Below are 18,575 nucleotides of genomic sequence, written 5' to 3' on the forward strand. Positions count from 1 at the left end.
GCCACTCCGAGAATCCCGACGAAAGCAGCAGAAAAGGGCCCTTGTCGCCCTGATTGTTGGCCGGCGTGTCGCTCACGTTGTAGGCATTCTTGCAACCCCAATGGCTCTATATCTAGTATGGCGACACCACTTTTCGCAGACCTAGCCAATGCCATTCCACACCAAATCGGTTGCGATAGGCCAACCCGATACTTAACATCAGGCAGAACTGCAAAAGCAGAGATTCATGGATGGAGGCGGTCGGTGAACATCGGAATCATGGGTGCCGGCGCGGTCGGATGCTATTACGGCGCGGTGCTCGCGCGCGCGGGCCATAATGTGACCCTCGTCGGTCGCCAAGCCTTCGTCGATCGCGTCACCACTTACGGGCTCCGGCTGGAGGCCGCCGATTTCAACGATATTGTGCCGGTGACGCCATCGACCGACGCGGCCTCTCTTGCTGAAGCCGATATCGTGCTGTTCTCCGTCAAGTCAGGTGACACCGATGAAGCGGGTAGGTCCCTCGCGCCCCATTTGAAACCGGACGCCACCGTCTTCACATTCCAGAACGGCGTCGACAATGCCGAGCGACTGCAGGCCATTCTCCAACGCCCCGTTATTGCCGCCGCAGTATACGTGGCAGCCGAAATTGTTGGCCCTGGCCATGTCAAGCATAACGGACGTGGCGATATCGTCATCGGTGTTTCGCCCGCGGGCAACAGAATTGCCGAGACATTCCGCGCCGCCGGAATTCCCGTGACGATATCGGACAACGTCAATGCGGCTTTGTGGAGCAAACTGATCCTGAACTGCGCGTATAACGCCCTTTCCGCAGCGGCACAGGTACCCTATGGCCCAATGATGGAAACCGGCGGCGTGCGGGACGTCATGGCGGATGTCGTGCGGGAATGCGTCACGGTCGGACGCGCCATGGGTCTGGACATCCAGGATCCAGATATGGAAACCCTCTTCGGCCTCGCCCGCTCCATGCCCAATCAATATTCGTCCACGGCCCAGGACCTTGCGGCCGGCAAGCCGACGGAGATCGACTACCTGAACGGTTTCATTGTGCGCAAGGGCCGAGAGCTTGGAATTGCAACGCCGGCAAATCGCGTGCTCCAAGTGATCGTGAAGTTGCTGGAGTCAAGGAATGGCGCTCGGTCCATTCCTTCGGCACACCGGCCTTAGCGCGTCGCGCGTTGTCCTCGCCCCCCTATTCCGCGAAGACACTGCCTTCCACGCGGACCGGCTGTTCCGTGGGCTCCAGGAACGCACCCATCGCAAGAGCCGCGCCCGAAACGTGGCCGGAGATCACAGCCTGCCTGAGATCCTCCACGATCCTGTCCGGGGCGGCGCCGAAACGCTTGTCGAGAAACGGCTGGTCATCCCTGGCAAGGTTGATCAGGCTGATCGAGGCGAGCGAGGCAAGAAAACGGTTGCCGGAGAGCCGGGCGATCTCGGTCAGCAGCGTGGCGATGCCGAGCGTTCGATTGCCGCCGGCGACCGCTGTCGATCCGAGGCGAACGCGCAACGGATTGGCAGCGGCGAGCCTAGCGATCTCGGGCATAACCAGCGTGAGGCCCTGCCATAATTCCTGGGATATCCGGCTATCACCATCTTTCCGCGACCAGTTGATGACCTCGCCGTCGATCAGCGTCCACTGGCTGCGGTCGGTGACCTGCGTGCCGCGCCGGCGGCGGGTCTCCAGCATGCCCTTCGAGGAAAGGCCCTTGATCGCCTCGCGCAGCGCCGTGCGGCTGACGCCCAGCGTTTCGCCGAGTGCGAATTCATTGGGCAGGATCGAGCCTTCGGCGAAATGGCCGGAAGAAATCGCGGCGAAGATCTTGCGGGCCACGAGATGATTGAGGTCGTCGGACTCCAAGCGGACGGGCTGCAGCGGCGATGGCGCCTGCGGCTGCTCCTGTCTCGGGCGGGGAATTGGGTCTGGTCTGCGATAAACGCTCAAATCATCCTCCTTTGGAACCGGATCCGAAACTATCGGCACGGCTGATGCTGTGCCACCCGGTTCCAAGGCGTGGTTGCATATGTCGACATGTATGATCTATATATCAACAAAGCCGTCGATTGCAACATGGTGGCAAGTCGTCGGCGCGTGGCTCGGGGGAAGCATTCCAGCATGAATACCATCGTCTGCTTCGGCGATTCCAACACCTGGGGCTGCCCGCCCTTCGCCAATATCGCACAGACCCCAGATCGCCTTCCTCCGCATCAGCGCTGGCCGAATGTACTGGGCCGATATCTCGGCGAAGACACCTGGATCGTCGAGGAAGGCCTGGGCGGTCGCACGACTGTCTTCGACGACCCGATCGAGGGGTTGCACAAGAACGGCATGCGGACGATCATTCCGGTGCTCGAGAGCCATGCACCGCTCGACGTCCTGATCATCATGCTCGGCGGCAATGATTTCAAAGAGCAATATGGGATCTCGGCCTATAATTCCGCTCGCGGCATGCTGACCCTCGTACAGACGATCAAGGGCCACTATGCCCTGATCGACACGTGTCCGGAGATCCTGATCGTCACGCCACCCTCCATCACGGATCTCGCCGAACCGGCCATGTGGGGCGAAGCCTGGAAAAAATGCATCGACCACGCCTACTATCTCGAACAGGTCGCCAACCGCACCGGCTGCTTTCATTACGACGCCAATCGCGTCGCCAAAACAGGCATGGACGGCTGCCACCTGGAACCGGAGGAACATGAAGCGCTGGGCCGGGCACTCGCCGAGGAAGTGCGGTCCATCCTCAAATTGCGCCAGACCAAATAGCCTATTTACATCATACATATTATCTAATAGCGTTTGCTCAGGGCGATGGAAGTCGCCGAGGGAGGCGGTCATCCGTGAGGAGCGGAATCCGCGAAAACGGGAGGAACATCATGAAATTGGCAAGACTGGGCACAGCAGTGCTCGCAGCCGTCGTCGCTTTTGTGGCACCGGCGACCTATTCCCACGCACAGGAAGACGACACCATCATCTTCCTCGCGGGCCCCAGTTCCGACCCCTTCTGGGGCGCCGTTCAGCAGGGCTTCGATACAGCGACCAAGGAACTCGGCGTCAAGACGCAATGGACCGCGCCGCAGGACTTCAACGACATCGTGCCGATCTACACCAAGATGTTCGAGGCGGCGATTGCCCGCAAGCCGGCGGCCATCGTGGTCGGCAACTTCTTTCCGGAGCCCACCGAGCCGCTGATCAAGCAGGCGGTGGCCGAGGGCATTCCGGTGCTCGTCTATAATTCCGGCCGCACCACCTGGAAGGACCTCGGGGCGATCGCCTTCATCGGTGAGGACCCCTGGCTGATGGGCAATGCCGGCGGCAAGAAGGCCGTCGCCAATGGCGTCAAGAACGGCCTCTGCATCAACCAGATCGCCGCCAACCCGGTGCTGGAGATGCGCTGCAAGGGCTATATCGACGCGGTCACCGAAGCCGGTGGCAAGGCAAAGCTCGTGACGTTGCCCTCCGAGGACATCGGCAACAGCCAGAAGGTCCAGGCCGCCGTTTCCGCCATGCTGATGGCCGATCCGGCGATCGACGGCGTGATCACGCTCGGTGCCGCCGTCGCGGTTGACGCGCTGGAGTCGGTGAAGGTCGTCCGTGCCTCCGGCCGCAAGGTCGATCTTGGTACAATCGATCTCGGCAAGGTCGTGCTCGAAGCCGTCCGCGATGGCGAGATGAGCTATGCGATCGACCAGCAGCCCTTCCTGCAAGGCTATCTCGGCGTGCTGATTGCCCATCAGTTCGTAAACTACCGCCTCGCACCGGCGACCGAGATCAATTCCGGTCCCTTCTTCATCGACCAGTCGAACGCCGCCGCTGTTCTCGCGGTCGGCGAAAAGTATCCCGGTTCGCGCGGCGCGAACTGATCTCCCAAGGCGTGACTGCCCCTTATCCGGCTGCCGCCACCTTCTCCCCGCACGCGGGGGAGAAGGGAGATGGAGCACCGGTAGTGCCACAAGTCCCTTCTCCCCGTCAGAACGAGGAGAAGGTGGCGGCAGGCGGATGAGGGGCAAGCAACATACGCATCGCCTATTGCGAGCGCCGGCGCGTCCGGCCTACCTTCACGCCAGCTAGAACGGAACGACTGGGCCATGAGCATGACCGAGACTTCGCGCCTTACGACCGCCCCGCAAACCACGCCGATCTTCGCACGGCTGATCCGCATCGTCTGGATCGGCCCGGCTGTGGCGGCGCTGGTGATCTACATCTTCTTCGCCATCTTCGGCGGAGCCACTGGCTTCACCTCGATCGCCGGCACCGCAGGCTGGCTCAATGCCGCCGCCGAACTCGGCATCATCGCCATTCCCATCGGACTCTTGATGATATCAGGTGAGTTCGACCTCTCGACAGGCTCCGTTGTCGGCGCCGCCTCGATCATCGTGGCGCTCGGCACCGGCTTCTATGGCCTGCCGGTCGCACTCACCATCTTCATGGCTTTGGGCTTGGGTGTTCTGGTTGGCTGCTTCAACGCTTTCCTCGTCAACAAGACGCGGCTCCCCTCCTTCATCGTGACGCTGGCCTCGAACTTCATTCTCGCCGGCTCCGCACTCGCGCTGTCGCGGCTGATCTCCGGCTCATCCAACGTCTCGATCCTTCATGCCGGCTGGGCCGAACCGCTGCTCGCCTCCAAATACCAGTTCTTCAACGTCTCGATCCTCTGGTGGATGATGGCCGCCGCGCTCGCAGCCTGGGTGTTGAAGCGCACGCCGTTCGGCAACTGGGTCTTCGCGGTTGGTGGCAATCAGGATGCGGCGCGGCGCGCCGGAGTTCCGGTCGATCGAGTCCGCCTCGTGCTGTTCATCTGGACCGCCGTCAGCGCCGCCTTTGTCGGCATCATGTCCGCTGTCATGTACAACCAGGGCAATGCGTCCTCGGGTCAGGGCTATGTCTTCCAGACAGCCATCGCAGCCGTCATCGGCGGCGTGCTGCTGCAGGGCGGTTTCGGCTCGGTGGTCGGCATCGTCTTCGGCTGCATGATCTACGGCATTGTCAGCCTCGGCCTGTTCTACACCGGCTGGCCGACCGACTGGCTCGCGACCTTCATCGGCGGTCTGCTTGTCGTCGCCGTGCTCACCAACAATGTGATCCGCCAGCTCGCCCTCGGCCGCAAGAAGCAAGGATGATCGCCATGAATGCTCCTTTAATGGCCCTGCGCGGCGTCTCCCGCAGCTTCGGCAACAATCTCGCGCTCGACGATGTCACGATCGAAGCCTATCCCGGCGAAGTCCATTGCCTGCTCGGCGATAACGGCGCCGGCAAATCGACACTGATCAAGGCCATGTCTGGCGTCGTGACCCCGACCGGCGGCCATATCGAATTCGGTGGCAACCGCGTGAGCTTCAAGAGCCCGCGCGACGCCCAGGACCTCGGCATCGGCACCGTCCACCAGGATGTCGGCACGATCCCGCTGATCTCGGTTTCGCGTAACTTCTTCCTCGGCAAGGAGCCGACAAGGGGCTGGGGTCCGTTCATCCGCATCGACCAGGATCGCGCCAACCGCGTAGCGCTCGAACAGATCCGCGCCATGGGCATCCGCCGCGTCAACGATGCCGAGCAACTGGTCGGCACCATGTCGGGCGGTGAGCGGCAGGCGCTGGCGATTGCGCGCGCCCTCTATTTCGGCGCCAAGCTGCTAATCCTGGACGAACCGACGGCAGCGCTCGGCGTCAAGGAATCGCGCGTCGTCATCGATCTCATCAAGACCGCCCGCGCCAAGGGCATCGCGCTCGTCTTCATCACGCACAACGCGACCCATGCGCTCTCCGTCGGCGACCGTTTCACGGTGTTGATCCAGGGTCGCGTGGCCTCGCAGTTCTTGCGCGGCGAGAAAACGCGCGAGGAAGTGCTGAACCTGATGGCGGGCGGCGAGGAATTCGACGCCACCGCTCATGGCGACTGAGTGGTAATGCAAGGGAATATTTGAATGCAAGACGTCTCCTACGACGGCACGATCAAGGGCACGGTCGCGAAGGGCTTCGAACCGGTCGCGGCGGAGTTCGAGCGGAATTTCACCCAGCGCCGCGATGTCGGCGCCGCCTTTGCGGCGGTTCACAAGGGCCGTAAGGTCGTCGATCTTTGGGGCGGCATGGCAGCACCTGATGTGCCCTGGAAGGAAGACACGCTCCAAGTCATCTATTCCGGCACCAAGGGCCTGATGGCCTCGTGCATGCTGATCCTTATCGAACGCGGCTTGATCGACTTCGACGCGCCGGTGGCGAAATACTGGCCGGAATTCGCGGCGAACGGCAAGGCGGACGTGCTTATACGCCATGTCGTCTCGCACCGCGCCGGGCTGCCGGGCATTCTGACCCCGCTCACGCTCGACGACATACCCAACTACGAGAAACTCGAGAAATTGCTGGCCGCGCAAGCGCTTTCCACCGATCCCGACGCCTATCACAGCTACCATGCGCTGACGATCGGCTGGCTCTGCGGCGCGATCATCCGCAGGGTCGATGGCCGCACGCTCGGCCGTTTCTTCGCCGAGGAAGTTGCAGGCCCGCTCAAGCTCGACGCCTGGATCGGCCTGCCCGAGAGCGAGGAGCATCGCGTCGGCAAGATGGAACTCGACCCGGACAGCGACTGGAGCGATGATCCGCCCGAAAATCCCACGCATCGCTCGATCTGGAACAATCCGCTGCTCTTCCCGACCTATGAGGATCTCGCCTGGAACAGCCGCGCCTATCATGCATCCGAGATCGGCGGCGCCGGTGGCATCGCCACGGCGCGTGCCGTTGCACGCTATTATTGCTGCATGGCGCGAGGCGGCGAGCTGGACGGCGTCCGCATTCTGAAGCCCGAAACGATCGCCGCCGGCCTCAAGCTGCGGTCAAAGTTCCACGATCCCTTTATCGATGAAGCCATGGCGTACAGCACCGTCTTCGCTGTGCAGACGGAAGATTTCCGCTTCGGCCCCGCCCCGGACGCCTTCGGCCATGCCGGCGCCGGCGGTTCGGTCCATGGCGGTTGGCCCTCGACCGGCACCGGCTTCTCCTATGTGATGAACCAGATGCGTATGGACCCGGAAGATCTCCGCACGCGCCATGTCCTGACAACGCTGCACAAGGTGATCGCTGGAGCCTAAGCACAATTGTGAGAGCGGCGTTGAAAGCAAGGCGTTCAAGGCGGATACTGGCCGCAACGGAGAAGGGGGAGCTCCGTCTTGCCGACGAGGGATTTGGCTTGCGATAGTGCCCTCGCCCGGCGCGCCTGACATAGACATCCAAGGGAGGCTGGCATGACGGATCTAGCGCATGTGAAGGGTGACACGAGCCATCCGCTGATCGAGAGTCCAATCGGGCGATATTTCGACGACACCTGCGCGCGCTATCCTGATGTCGATGCACTCATCTCGGCGCACCAGAATATCCGGCTGACCTATGCCGAACTTCAGGGACAAGTGAACGCACTGGCGGTCTCGCTCCGTCGCCTGGGCCTCCGCAAGGGCGACCGGCTCGGCATCTGGGCACTCAATACGGCCGAATGGGCGATCACCCAGTTCGCGACCGCCAAGCTCGGCGTCATCCTGGTCAACATCAATCCCGCCTACCGGACCTGGGAACTGAAATATGCGATCAACAAGGTCGGCTGCCGGGCGCTGATCATTTCGCCGTCCTATAAGACCAGCGACTATGTCGCCATGCTCAACGAACTGGCGGTCGAACTGGTGCACAGCACATCAGGCGGCCTCGAAGCGCATAACCTGCCGTCATTGCGCTGGATCATCCGGCTCGGGACCGAGAAGACGCCGGGCATGCTGAATTTCGACGACCTTCTGACGCCGCCATCGAAGGGCGAGCTGGAGACGCTGCAGTCGCTGGGCGACACGCTGGATGCCAACGACCCGATCAACATCCAGTTCACATCGGGAACGACGGGCGCGCCGAAGGGCGCGACGCTGACCCATCGCAACATTCTCAACAACGGCTTCTTCGTCGGCGAGGCGATCAAGCTGCGTCCCGGCGACCGGCTCGCCATTCCGGTGCCGCTCTATCACTGCTTCGGCATGGTCATGGGCAATCTCGGCTGCCTCACCCATGCTGCCACGATCGTCTACTCCTCGGCATCGTTCGATCCGGGAGCGGTGCTCCAAACCGTTGCCACTGAGGACTGCGTCGGTATCTATGGCGTGCCGACCATGTTCATTGCGCTGCTCGACCACCCCGATCTCACGAAATACCAGTTCGCCAGGCTACGCACCGGCATCATGGCCGGCAGCCCCTGCCCGGTCGAGGTGATGAAAAAGGTCATCGATATCCTGGGGATGAGCGAGGTCACCATCGCCTATGGCATGACCGAGACGTCGCCCGTTTCCTTCCAGAGCGGCACGAGCGATTCCATCGAACGCCGCGTATCGACGGTCGGTCGTGTCCAGCCCCATTGCGAGGTCAAGATCATCAGTGAAAATGGAGAGACGCTGGCACGCGGGCTTCCCGGCGAACTCTGCACGCGCGGATATTCCGTCATGAAAGGCTATTGGGATGACGCCGAGAAGACCGCCGAAGCCGTCGATCCCGAGGGATGGATGCATACCGGCGACGTCGCCACGATCGACGACGAGGGGTTTGGCAACATCGTCGGCCGCATCAAGGACATGGTGATCCGCGGCGGCGAGAATATCTATCCGCGCGAGGTCGAGGAATTCCTCTATTCCCATCCCAAGGTCCGCGATGTCCAGGTGGTCGGCATCCCCGATCCGAAGCTCGGCGAGGAACTCTTTGCGTGGATCATCGCACAGGGCGGCGAGGCACCGACCGAAGCAGAGATCATCGACTACTGCCGCGGCCAGATCGCCCACTACAAGATTCCACGTTATGTCAGGTTCGTGGAAAGCTTTCCCATGACGGTGACCGGCAAGATTCAGAAATACTTGATCCGCGATGCGATGAAGCAGGAACTGGGTATCGAGGAAGCGAAGACTGCCTAAAGCAGAACCGACCGGCGCGACCATGAGCAAGTCCTGACTTGCTCGTGGTCGCGCCGTTTAAGTTTGCAACGTGCAGCCCATCCTCAGCCAGCCGGCAAACACCCGGCCAGTTAACCACGAGTACGCGGTTTCGCCTCTCAGGCCGCCTTGCTCATCACTGACAGCACGTCCGCGACCGTCTCGCCGAAGGAGGACGGAGTGGGCACTATGGTGACGCCAGCACCTTTGAGGATCTCGACCTTCTCCTGCGCCGATTCCCCAAAGGCCGAAATGATAGCGCCGGCATGGCCCATGCGACGGCCCTTCGGTGCGGAAAGGCCGGCTATATAGGCGATCAGCGGCTTCTTCATGTTGTTCTGTGCCCAGAGCGCGGCTTCCGCTTCCTGCGGGCCGCCGATCTCGCCGATCATCAGCACCGCGTCGGTGCCCGGATCCTTCTCGAAGAGTTCCAGCATGTCCTTGAAGGAAGAGCCGTTGACCGGGTCGCCGCCGATGCCGACCGAGGTCGAGACACCGATACCGAGCGCCTTCATCTGGCTCGCCGCCTCGTAGCCGAGCGTGCCCGAGCGGCCGACGATACCGATGCGGCCGGGCAGGTAGATCGAGCCCGGCATGATGCCCATCAGCGCCTGGCCGGGGGTGATCATGCCCGCGCAGTTCGGCCCGATCAGGGTCATGCGATCCTCGAAGCGGTAACGCCTCATGTAGCGCTTGACCCTGATCATATCCTGGGAGGGGATGCCGTCGGTAATGCAGACGCAGAGCCGGATACCGGCATCCGCAGCTTCCATGATCGAGTCGGCCGCAAACGGCGGTGGGACGAAAACGATCGAGGCATCAGCGCCGGTTTCCTGTATCGCGCCCTTCACCGTGTTGAAGACGGGCATGCCGAGATGAGTCTGGCCGCCCTTGCCGGGGGTGACGCCGCCGACCACGTTGGTGCCGTAGCGCTTCATGTCCTCGGCATGGAAGCTGCCGATCTTGCCGGTGAAGCCCTGGACGATGACCTTGGTATTCTTGTCGAGTAGAATGGACATGTCTCGATCTCCCTCAAGCAGCCTTGTTTGCGGTGAAAGTGCGCCATGCATCGACGGCCTTGGCGGCGGCCTCCGCCAGCGTTTCCGCGACGATGATGTCTTCGCCCGACTCGGCGAGGATGCGGCGCCCCTCCTCCATGTTGGTACCGGAGAGGCGCACGACGAGCGGAACCGGCACGCCGACTTCGCGCAGCGCCTTGATCACGCCTTCGGCCACCCAGTCGCAACGGTTGATGCCGGCGAAAATGTTGACCAGGATCGTCTCGACCTGCTTGTCGCGCAGCACCGCCCGGAAGCTCTTTGCAACGCGCTCAGGCGAGGCACCGCCGCCGATGTCGAGGAAGTTCGCCGGCTCACCGCCAGCGATCTTGATCATATCCATCGTCGCCATGGCAAGCCCGGCACCGTTGATGATGCAGCCGATATTGCCGTCGAGGCCGACATAGGAGAGGCCGCGATCGGAGGCGAAGGTCTCGCGCTGGTCTTCCTGACTCTTGTCGCGCATTTCCGAGATATGCGGACGGCGGAAGAGCGCGTTCTCGTCGAAGCTCATCTTGGCGTCGAGCGCCACAAGATCGCCGCGCTTCGTGACGACCAGCGGATTGATCTCGAGCATCGAGGCATCGTATTCGACGAAAGCACGGTAGCAGCCGAGTAGCGTCTGCGTCGCGCGGCCGATCAGGGCATTGTCGATACCGAGCCCGAAGGCGATCTCGCGGGCCTGGAAATCCTGCATGCCGACGCCCGGATCGACGGTGGCGCGGATGATCGAATCCGGCTCGGCCTCGGCGATCTCCTCGATCTCCATGCCGCCCGAGGACGAGGCGACAATCATGATGCGCTCGGATTTTCTATCAAGGACGAAGCCGAGATAGATCTCGCGCTCGATGTCCATTGCCTCCTCGACATAGAGGCGGCTGACCAGCTTGCCCTGCGGACCCGTCTGGTGCGTCACCAGCTTGCGGCCGAGCATGGCATCAGCAGCATTGACGATTTCGTCGTCGGAAGAGCAGAGCTTGATGCCGCCCGCCTTGCCGCGCGCGCCGGAATGGATCTGCGCCTTGACCACCCAGCGGTCGCCGCCGATCTCGCTCGCGCGATAGGCCGCCTGTTCGGGGCTGTAGGCCAGCCCACCGCGCGGAATGTGGATCTGGTAACGGGAGAGAAGTTCCTTCGCCTGATATTCGTGGATGTCCATTGGTGTTCCTCCTACCTGCCGGCCGAGATGGCGTCATGCGTGGCGAGCACGTTGCGCGCCATGCGTTCGGATGCGGCGTCGATCATCTTGCCGTCGAGCGATGCGGCGCCCTTGCCCTGGCTTTCCGCGACCTTCAGCGCATCGATGATACGGCGGGCGCGATCGACCTCCTTTTCGGGCGGCGAGAATATCTCGTTGGCGAGCGCGATCTGGCTCGGATGGATGGCCCATTTGCCCTCGATGCCGAGTGCAGCCGCGCGACGGGCGCCGGCCTTGTAACCCTCGGGATCGGAAAAATCGCCGAACGGCCCGTCGATGGCGCGCAGGCCATAGGCGCGGCAGGCGACGGTCATGCGCGACAGGCCGAAATGCCACTGGTCGCCGGGATAATCCGGGTTGAGGCCGCCGATATTGACGGTGCGGGCCTTGAGGCTCGCGGCATAGTCGGCGACGCCGAAATGCATGGCCTCGAGCCGTCCGCCGAACTGCGCGATCGCCTCGACATTGGCCATCCCCAGCGCCGTCTCGATCAGTGCTTCCAGGCCGACGCGGGTCTTGTAGCCCTTCGCGATTTCGATCTGGTTGACCATCGCTTCGACCATGTAGAGGTCGGCGGGCACGCCGACCTTCGGCACCAGCAGCGTGTCGATCCGGTCGCCGGCCTGTTCCATCAGATCGACGACATCGCGATACATGTAATGGGTGTCGAGGCCGTTGATACGGACCGAGATCGTCTTGCCCTTTGCGCGCCAGTCGATCTGGTTGAGTGCCTGGACTATATTGGCGCGGGCGCGCTCCTTGTCCGGCGGCGCCACGGCATCCTCGATATCGAGGAAGATGTAGTCGGCGTCCGAATTGGCCGCCTTCTCGATCATCTCGGGGTTCGACCCCGGCACGGCGAGTTCGCTGCGCTGCAGGCGCAGCTTGCGCAGGTGGTTGATCGTATGGCTCATGAATTCCTCCCTCTGGTCTTTCTCAGGCCGCCTTGGCGGTCATAGTCGCGGCGGCGGCGCGGAACTGGTTGATCGCAGCCCCGACGCCCGAGCCCGGCTCGATCTTCACGCCGCAATCGAGCAGCGTCAGTTCGGCGGCGCCGAGCGCGCCGAGAACCATCACTTCGTTCAGCGAACCGAGATGACCGATGCGGAACACCTTGCCGGCGACCTTGGAGAGACCGCTGCCGAGCGAAGTATTGTAGGTGCGGTAAGCGTGCTTGATGACTTCGACGCCATCCACGCCCTCAGGCAGGCGGATCGCCGAAACCGTGTCGGAATGCCACTTCGGCTCGGTCGCGCAGAGCTTCAGGCCCCAGGCGGAAACCGCCGCACGCACACCGTTGGCGAGGTGATGGTGGCGGGCGAAAATGTTCTCGAGGCCTTCCTCGAAGATCAGGTCGAGCGAAGCGCGCAGGCCGCGTAGAAGCTGCGTCGGCGGCGTATGGGGGAAATAGCCGGTGTCGTTGGTCTTGATCATGTCCTCGAAGGAGAAGTAGCAGCGCATGTGGCGCGCGGTCTTCGAGGCCTCAAGCGCCTTCTGGCTGACCGAGAGGAAGCCGAGACCGGCGGGCAGCATGAAGCCCTTCTGCGAACCGGACACGGCGCAATCGACGCCCCACTCGTCCTGGCGGAAATCGATCGAACCGATCGACGATACGCCATCGACGAAGAGCAGAGCCGGATGGCCGCAGGCATCGAGTGCCGCACGCACGGCTGCGACGTCGGAGGTCACGCCGGTCGCGGTCTCGTTGTGCGTCACGAAGACCGCCTTGATCTGGTGCGCCCTGTCGGCGGCGAGACGCTCTGCATAGAGTTCGACCGGCACGCCGGTGCCCCATTCCATATCCAGGCAATCGACCTCGAAGCCAAAGCGCTCGGCCATGTCGACCCAGAGATGCGAGAACTGCCCGAACCGGCTCATCAGCACCTTGTCGCCGGGCGAAAGCACATTGGTCATCGCCGCTTCCCAGGCACCCGTGCCCGATGACGGATAGATGAAGACGCGGCCGTTCTGGTTCTTGAACACCTTCTTGACGTCGGCGAACAGCGGCAGGATCAGCTCCGGAAATCTGGGCGAGCGCTGGTCTTCCATCGGCAGGTTCATCGCCTGACGAACCTGTTCGGGGATATTGGTGGGGCCGGGAATGAAGAGATGATTGTAGCCTGGCATGTGTTCCTCCGATGCATGCAGCGTCCGCGAACGGACTGTTCCTCGGTCTAGAAGCTGCTCTTCGGAGGGCGCCGCCACAACACTCTTTCAGGCAGAAAAGCGTGCCGGACGGGCGGTGCGGGGTCGTCGCTGTCGGGTGGTGGTCTCGGAGGAAACGGGTAGTCGGAACCTACCCGGGCTGGTCAACCCAGCTTGCGCCGGCGCTCCTTGGCGTAAAGGACGACGGCCATGGCGCGGTTGCGCACCTCAAGCTTCTCATAGAGATTCTTGAGGTGGTATTTCACCGTGTTTTCCGAGATTCCGGTGCGACTGGCGATCTGCGTGTTCGACCAGCCGTTGGCGAGCATGCCGAGCAATTCGGTCTCACGCGATGTGAGATGCTGGAAAGGCGAGTGGGAGATCTTCGAAAGCACGGTGTACGGAATGCAGATCCGGCCCTTCATCACGGCCGTCAGCGTCGCGAAGAGAATTTCAGGATCCTCGAACTGATAGCAAAGGCCGTTAATGCCCATGCGGATCGTCTCGTTGACGATGGAGGGCGTGTCGGTGTCCGCGAAAAGCACGATCCTGGGGTCGAGGCCGCGCCGTCCGAGATCGGCCAGAACATCGGGCGCTTCGGCGTCGGCGAGCTGCCAGCCGAGCAGGACGCAGTCCACCTCGACGACCGCGAGCTTCTCGCAAAGCTCCACCGAGGACCGCGCCGTATCGACAACGCAAAACCGCGAATCCTCGGCAAACAGCCCGCGAAGTGCTGCGATGACAAGCGGGTTGCGCTCCGCGACGAGAACGCGTCCTACACCGTCCTGCGGTATGGATGAAACCATGCGTCGCTCCTCAATGACGCGGATTGCCCGATTATTTCACAGGCAACAGACACTAACATTGCTCGATTGTTGGGCACTCTCGTGGAACGACGGAAGTTATTCTAAAAATACCCGATCTGCGGCAACGCGCGATCATCGGGCGATCAGTGCGGTTCGACCGGAATCTGATGGAAGACATCGCCCGCCGGCGGTATGACCTGGCGCTCGATCATGCGGTACACATCGGGCAATTCACCGCCCTGGTGCAGTTGGCGCAGCCGGTCCAGATTTTCCGCATCGGCCTTGGTCCGTCTGATATTGTGACGGACGTAATCGACCCAGGTCGGCGTGTGATAGGTTTCCGTCCAGCGCTGGGGATTTTGCAGATCCCGCATCAAGGCCCATGCCTGGGCGCCATCGCGAATGCGGATGCGCCGGCGCTCGACCATCAAATCGAGAAACTCGGTCACGTCTTCGTCGCGGATTTCGTAGACCACATGAATGGCGATCGGACCGCTGCGCGGCAAGATATCCAGCTGGAGTTCGGGCTCCCTGAATATGTTCAGCGGATCAAGATCGAGGGATGCCAGGAGCGGCATCGGCAGAGCAAAGCCAATCAGCAACCCGCCCGCCGTGACGAGCGCAGCGATCGAAAACGAATTGCCGACACCATAATTCTCGGCAAGGCTACCCCACAGCCAGGCGCCGCCTGCCATGCCGCCGAACGTCGCCATTTGATAAAAGGACAAGGCCCGGCCCACGACCCAGCGCGGCGTCGAAAGTTGAACAATCGTGTTGAACAGCGAGAGCGCCAGCACCCAGCACCCGCCCGCGATAACGACTGCGATCCCGATCAGGACGATATTGCCGGTCGCGCCCATGATGGCTTCACTCAGTGCAAAGCCGGCAAAAGAGCAGCGGACGATCGTCTCGCTTGTCATCCGTTCGCGCAGACCCGTGTTGAAATAGGCGCCCGCCACGGCGCCCAGGCCGAAGCCTCCGAGCATGAGACCATAGGTCAGCGGACCGCCGCCGATGATATTGCGCGCAACGACAGGCAATAGCGCCAGGATCGCCACTGCCGAGAAACCGAACACGAAGCCGCGCGTAAACACCTTGAGAAGGTTCGGCGACATCGACACATAGCGCAGCCCGGCCGCGATCGCTTGGCCAATCTCCTCGCGCGGCAGCGTCCTGGCCTCCCTTGGCGGCGTCCACCGTAGAAGGACAGTGACGAGTGCCACGTAGCTCGCCGCATTGACCAGGAATGCAGCGGCCGCACCGCCGATTGCGACAATGGCACCGCCAATCGCCGGCCCGACGCTGCGGGTAAGGTTGAAGCCCATCGAGTTCAGCGACACCGCCCCCGCCACGTCATCGCGCGGAACCATGTCGCCGACCGAAGCCTGCCACGCCGGATTGTTGAGCGCCGTGCCGCAGCCGAGGAGAAACGTGAATGTCAGCAGAAGCCAGGGCGATATCCAGTCGAGATAGGCAGCGGCTGCGAGGAGCGCGGACACCGAGAACAGGAAGGCCTGCGCTATCAGCATCACCCGCCTACGATCGAAGTTGTCGGCGATCGCGCCGGCAACGAGCGAGAACATCATGATCGGCAACGTCGTCGAGGCCTGTACCAACGCCACCATGTTCTCGGACGATGTGATCGAGGTCATCATCCAGGCCGCACCCACGCCCTGGATCAGTCCGCCAAGGTTCGACACGATGCTCGCCAGCCAGATATTGCGAAATGTGTCGTTCGAGAGGGGCGCAAGAAAAGGTCTTCTATCGGGCATGGCATGTTTCCGGCGATAAGGCTTCGCCCCTGGGTCACGACTGCGTACGGTGGAACTCGCCCACGCAACATAGCCCGGTCTCGATTCGCTTGCTACGTCGGCCGTCGCGGATATCGAACACATCGTCGGCGTGAACCTCATCTCCGGGATGAAGCCAAGAATTTCACGGACGCCAGTCGGCGTATGTTTCATAGGTATGCCGGGAAGCGGGTCACGCACTCAGTTCATCGAATGGAACGTGTCGAAAATCAGCGCCCTCAGCCAGCGATGCACGGGATCCGCGTCCATCCGGGGATGCCAGGCCTGTACGATATTGAAAACCGGCACGGCGACCGGCAACTCGAAGGTCCTGATCTCTCCCATCGGTGCGGCTTTGCAATAGGACTTCGGAACCGATCCGATAAGATCGGATGCCGCGGCAACGGCGATCACCGCCGGGAAACTTGGTACGATCAGTCTGACGTCACGGGAAAGGTTCAATTCGGCGAGCGCCCTGTCGACCGGACCGGCAAAGTCCGCATACGGCGAGAAGAGCACGTGCCCCGAGGCGGCATAGCGCAGGGCAGTTATGGGCTCTCTGACGAAAATCGGGTGCCCCACCCGTGCGACGCCGATATAGCGATCCTCAAAAAGGGTTTGGCAACGCAATTCCCCGCTGTCCCGCGGAAGGACCCCGATATCCAAATCCACGACCGCGTCCCTCAAGGACTGAACGTCCTTGTCCGATCGCGGCGCAAAGCGAAGCCGTATCCCTGGCGCTGCGGTGGCCACGGCGGCGCTCAGAACCGCAGCGAAGAGGAGCACAAAAGCTTCATTGGCACGGATCGTGACATCACGCCGCACCTCCCTGATATCCACGGTCGACGGCGGACTGAGCACCGTTTTCACGGCGTCTTTCAACGAATGCACCTCCTCGGCAATTGCCAGGGCATGGGGTGTCGCAACCATGCCGCGTCCGGCCGGAACGAGGATCGGATCGCGCAGCGCCGTCCTCAAACGTGACAGCGTCCGGCTCATGGCCGATGTGCTGAGGCCGAGACGACGGGCAGCAGCGGTGACGCTCCGCTCGCTGAGCAACGCATCAAGTGCCACCAGGAGGTTGAGATCGAGATCGGACATGGCCTAGTTCTATGCGGGCATGGCGCTCCACGCAACAGTCAATTGATCCCGTTGCGTCTGGCGCGAGTCATTGGCAAAGTCTAGGTAATTGGGCATCCGATAATGCCTGGAGTTTTCTCATGTCTCTCACCGATACTGCACCGGTTTTTCAAGACGGTCTTGCTTCGCCTCGGCGATACCTCGCCGTCGCCATGTTGCTTCTGTCTATCGTTCTTGTTGTTCTGGACGGCGCCATTGCCAATGTCGCCCTGCCCTCGATCGCGCTCTCCTTGCATGCAGAGGCCGGTAGTACGGTATGGGTCGTCTCGGCCTACCAGCTGGCCGTGCTCGTCGCCATTCTTCCATGCGGTGCGCTGGGCGAAATCTACGGCGCGCGGCGGGTCTTCCTCATCGGCGTCGCGCTGTTCACCGTGGCGTCCGCGGCCTGCGCCTTCGCGGGCAACCTTCCACTGCTGATCCTTGCGCGTTTCGCGCAGGGCCTTGGCGCAGGCGCGATCATGGCGCTTGCGATGATGAACCTGCGCTCGGCCTTGCCGCAGCACATGCTGGGTCCCATCATCGGCGTCAACGCCATGGTCATCGCAATCTCGGCCGCTGCCGGCCCCGGCATTGCCGGCATCATTCTTTCCGTCACGACCTGGCCCTGGCTGTTCGCGGTGAACATACCGCTCGGCGCCATCATTCTGTTGGGCGGCGGCTTGCTCGGTCAAACCCAGGGCGTGCAGCGAAAGCTCAATGCGAAGGCGCTGCTGGCCAATACGCTGATGTTCATCCTGTTCTTCTGTGGCGCAGACCGGATAGCGACCGCGCCGGTGAGCGGTGCGGTCCTCATCGCCGCCGCCTTGATTTGCCTGTTCGTCCTGCTGCGCCTCGAACGGAACAGTGAGGCCCCGATCATTCCCACGGACCTCTTGGCGACACCCGCATTCCGCGTTTCGGTCATCGCCTCGATATTCTGCTTCTGCGGCCAGATGCTGAGCTATGTCGCACTGCCCTTCTATCTTGTGCACACTTTGCACATGACGCCGGTTCAGGCAGGTCTCTACATGATGCCCTGGCCGGCTGCGACCGCGATCATTGCACCCATTTCGGGACGTCTGGCAAACCGCTTCAAGACGGCATGGCTTTGCGCCATCGGTGGGGGCCTGCTGGCCGTCGGTCTCCTAGTAGCCGCTCTCAGCCCACCCGACCCGAGAGCCATCGCGTTTCTCGTCGGTACCGTGATCGCCGGCCTCGGCTTCGGACTGTTCCAGACGCCGAACAACCGGATTCTTCTTCTGTCGGCACCGAAAGCCCGAAGCGGCGCTGCTGGCGCCATGCAAGGCACGGCGCGGCTTCTCGGCCAGACCCTGGGCGGGATTTCCATGTCGATCATCTTCGCGACGCTGCCGCTGTCGGTCGCGCTCGAGTTCGCGGTCGTGATGTCGGCCGGTTGCGCGGCGATTGCCAGCCTTGTCAGCCTGAGCCGGGCGCGTTACGAATCGGTAGCACAGCCCGAAACAGCCTGAGAGAACAGTAAAAAGGCCCCGCAGCAA

Annotated in this window: 16 protein-coding genes; 8 read left to right on the forward strand and 8 right to left on the reverse strand. The window is 62.3% G+C overall.

Features of this window, described 5'->3' with window-relative positions:
* Positions 1–258: 258 nt before the first annotated feature.
* Positions 259–1,167 carry a ketopantoate reductase family protein gene (locus tag IHQ71_RS15430; protein ID WP_308737844.1) on the forward strand — a complete coding sequence of 303 codons (909 nt, stop codon included), beginning with the start codon at positions 259–261 and terminating at the stop codon, positions 1,165–1,167.
* A 25-nt stretch (positions 1,168–1,192) separates the two neighbouring features.
* On the opposite strand, the gene IHQ71_RS15435 is transcribed toward IHQ71_RS15430, so the two are convergent.
* Positions 1,193–1,945 (reverse strand): FadR/GntR family transcriptional regulator, encoded by a 753-nt coding sequence (locus IHQ71_RS15435; RefSeq protein ID WP_258157349.1) that lies wholly within the window; start codon positions 1,943–1,945, stop codon positions 1,193–1,195.
* Positions 1,946–2,116: 171 nt separating this feature from the next.
* Here IHQ71_RS15435 and IHQ71_RS15440 point away from each other — a divergent pair, with 171 nt between their 5' ends.
* The 6 genes from IHQ71_RS15440 to IHQ71_RS15465 all read left to right on the forward strand — a co-directional run bounded on the left by IHQ71_RS15440 (position 2,117) and on the right by IHQ71_RS15465 (position 8,924).
* Positions 2,117–2,767 carry a GDSL-type esterase/lipase family protein gene (locus tag IHQ71_RS15440; protein WP_258157350.1) on the forward strand — a complete coding sequence of 217 codons (651 nt, stop codon included), beginning with the start codon at positions 2,117–2,119 and terminating at the stop codon, positions 2,765–2,767.
* A 110-nt stretch (positions 2,768–2,877) separates the two neighbouring features.
* Complete coding sequence (locus IHQ71_RS15445) at positions 2,878–3,864, forward strand: sugar ABC transporter substrate-binding protein (protein WP_258157351.1); 987 nt, start codon at positions 2,878–2,880, stop codon at positions 3,862–3,864.
* 231 nt (positions 3,865–4,095) lie between these two features.
* On the forward strand, positions 4,096–5,121 hold the full coding sequence (locus tag IHQ71_RS15450) for an ABC transporter permease (protein ID WP_258157352.1): 1,026 nt from the start codon (positions 4,096–4,098) through the stop codon (positions 5,119–5,121).
* A gap of 5 nt (positions 5,122–5,126) precedes the next feature.
* Positions 5,127–5,897, forward strand: a complete 771-nt coding sequence (locus IHQ71_RS15455) for an ATP-binding cassette domain-containing protein (protein ID WP_258157353.1) — start codon at positions 5,127–5,129, stop codon at positions 5,895–5,897.
* Between the two features lie 24 nt (positions 5,898–5,921).
* On the forward strand, positions 5,922–7,082 hold the full coding sequence (locus IHQ71_RS15460) for a serine hydrolase domain-containing protein (RefSeq protein ID WP_258157354.1): 1,161 nt from the start codon (positions 5,922–5,924) through the stop codon (positions 7,080–7,082).
* Between the two features lie 153 nt (positions 7,083–7,235).
* Positions 7,236–8,924, forward strand: coding sequence for an AMP-binding protein (locus IHQ71_RS15465; RefSeq protein ID WP_258157355.1), 1,689 nt, complete (start codon positions 7,236–7,238; stop codon positions 8,922–8,924).
* 137 nt (positions 8,925–9,061) lie between these two features.
* Here the strand turns inward: IHQ71_RS15465 and sucD are convergent, their stop codons facing one another.
* The 7 genes from sucD to IHQ71_RS15500 form a co-directional block, all read right to left on the reverse strand.
* A complete protein-coding gene (sucD, locus tag IHQ71_RS15470) occupies positions 9,062–9,961 on the reverse strand; it encodes a succinate--CoA ligase subunit alpha (RefSeq protein ID WP_258157356.1) in 900 nt (299 codons plus the stop codon).
* A gap of 13 nt (positions 9,962–9,974) precedes the next feature.
* Positions 9,975–11,159: a malate--CoA ligase subunit beta gene (locus tag IHQ71_RS15475; RefSeq protein WP_258157357.1), complete on the reverse strand. Its 1,185-nt coding sequence runs from the start codon at positions 11,157–11,159 to the stop codon at positions 9,975–9,977.
* 11 nt (positions 11,160–11,170) lie between these two features.
* Positions 11,171–12,112, reverse strand: coding sequence for a CoA ester lyase (locus tag IHQ71_RS15480; protein WP_258157358.1), 942 nt, complete (start codon positions 12,110–12,112; stop codon positions 11,171–11,173).
* A gap of 22 nt (positions 12,113–12,134) precedes the next feature.
* Positions 12,135–13,325 carry an aminotransferase class V-fold PLP-dependent enzyme gene (locus tag IHQ71_RS15485; protein ID WP_258157359.1) on the reverse strand — a complete coding sequence of 397 codons (1,191 nt, stop codon included), beginning with the start codon at positions 13,323–13,325 and terminating at the stop codon, positions 12,135–12,137.
* Between the two features lie 182 nt (positions 13,326–13,507).
* Positions 13,508–14,149 carry a response regulator transcription factor gene (locus tag IHQ71_RS15490; protein ID WP_258157360.1) on the reverse strand — a complete coding sequence of 214 codons (642 nt, stop codon included), beginning with the start codon at positions 14,147–14,149 and terminating at the stop codon, positions 13,508–13,510.
* A gap of 143 nt (positions 14,150–14,292) precedes the next feature.
* A complete protein-coding gene (locus tag IHQ71_RS15495; RefSeq protein WP_258157361.1) occupies positions 14,293–15,921 on the reverse strand; it encodes an MFS transporter in 1,629 nt (542 codons plus the stop codon).
* Between the two features lie 219 nt (positions 15,922–16,140).
* Positions 16,141–17,040, reverse strand: coding sequence for a LysR family transcriptional regulator (locus IHQ71_RS15500; RefSeq protein WP_258157362.1), 900 nt, complete (start codon positions 17,038–17,040; stop codon positions 16,141–16,143).
* Positions 17,041–17,231: 191 nt separating this feature from the next.
* On the opposite strand from IHQ71_RS15500, the gene IHQ71_RS15505 reads away from it, so the two are divergent.
* Entirely contained in the window at positions 17,232–18,548 is a 1,317-nt protein-coding gene (locus IHQ71_RS15505; RefSeq protein WP_258162849.1) for an MFS transporter, read from the forward strand.
* Positions 18,549–18,575: the final 27 nt, after the last annotated feature.

It is taken from the genome of Rhizobium sp. TH2 (genome assembly GCF_024707525.1).
GTDB lineage: Bacteria > Pseudomonadota > Alphaproteobacteria > Rhizobiales > Rhizobiaceae > Rhizobium_E.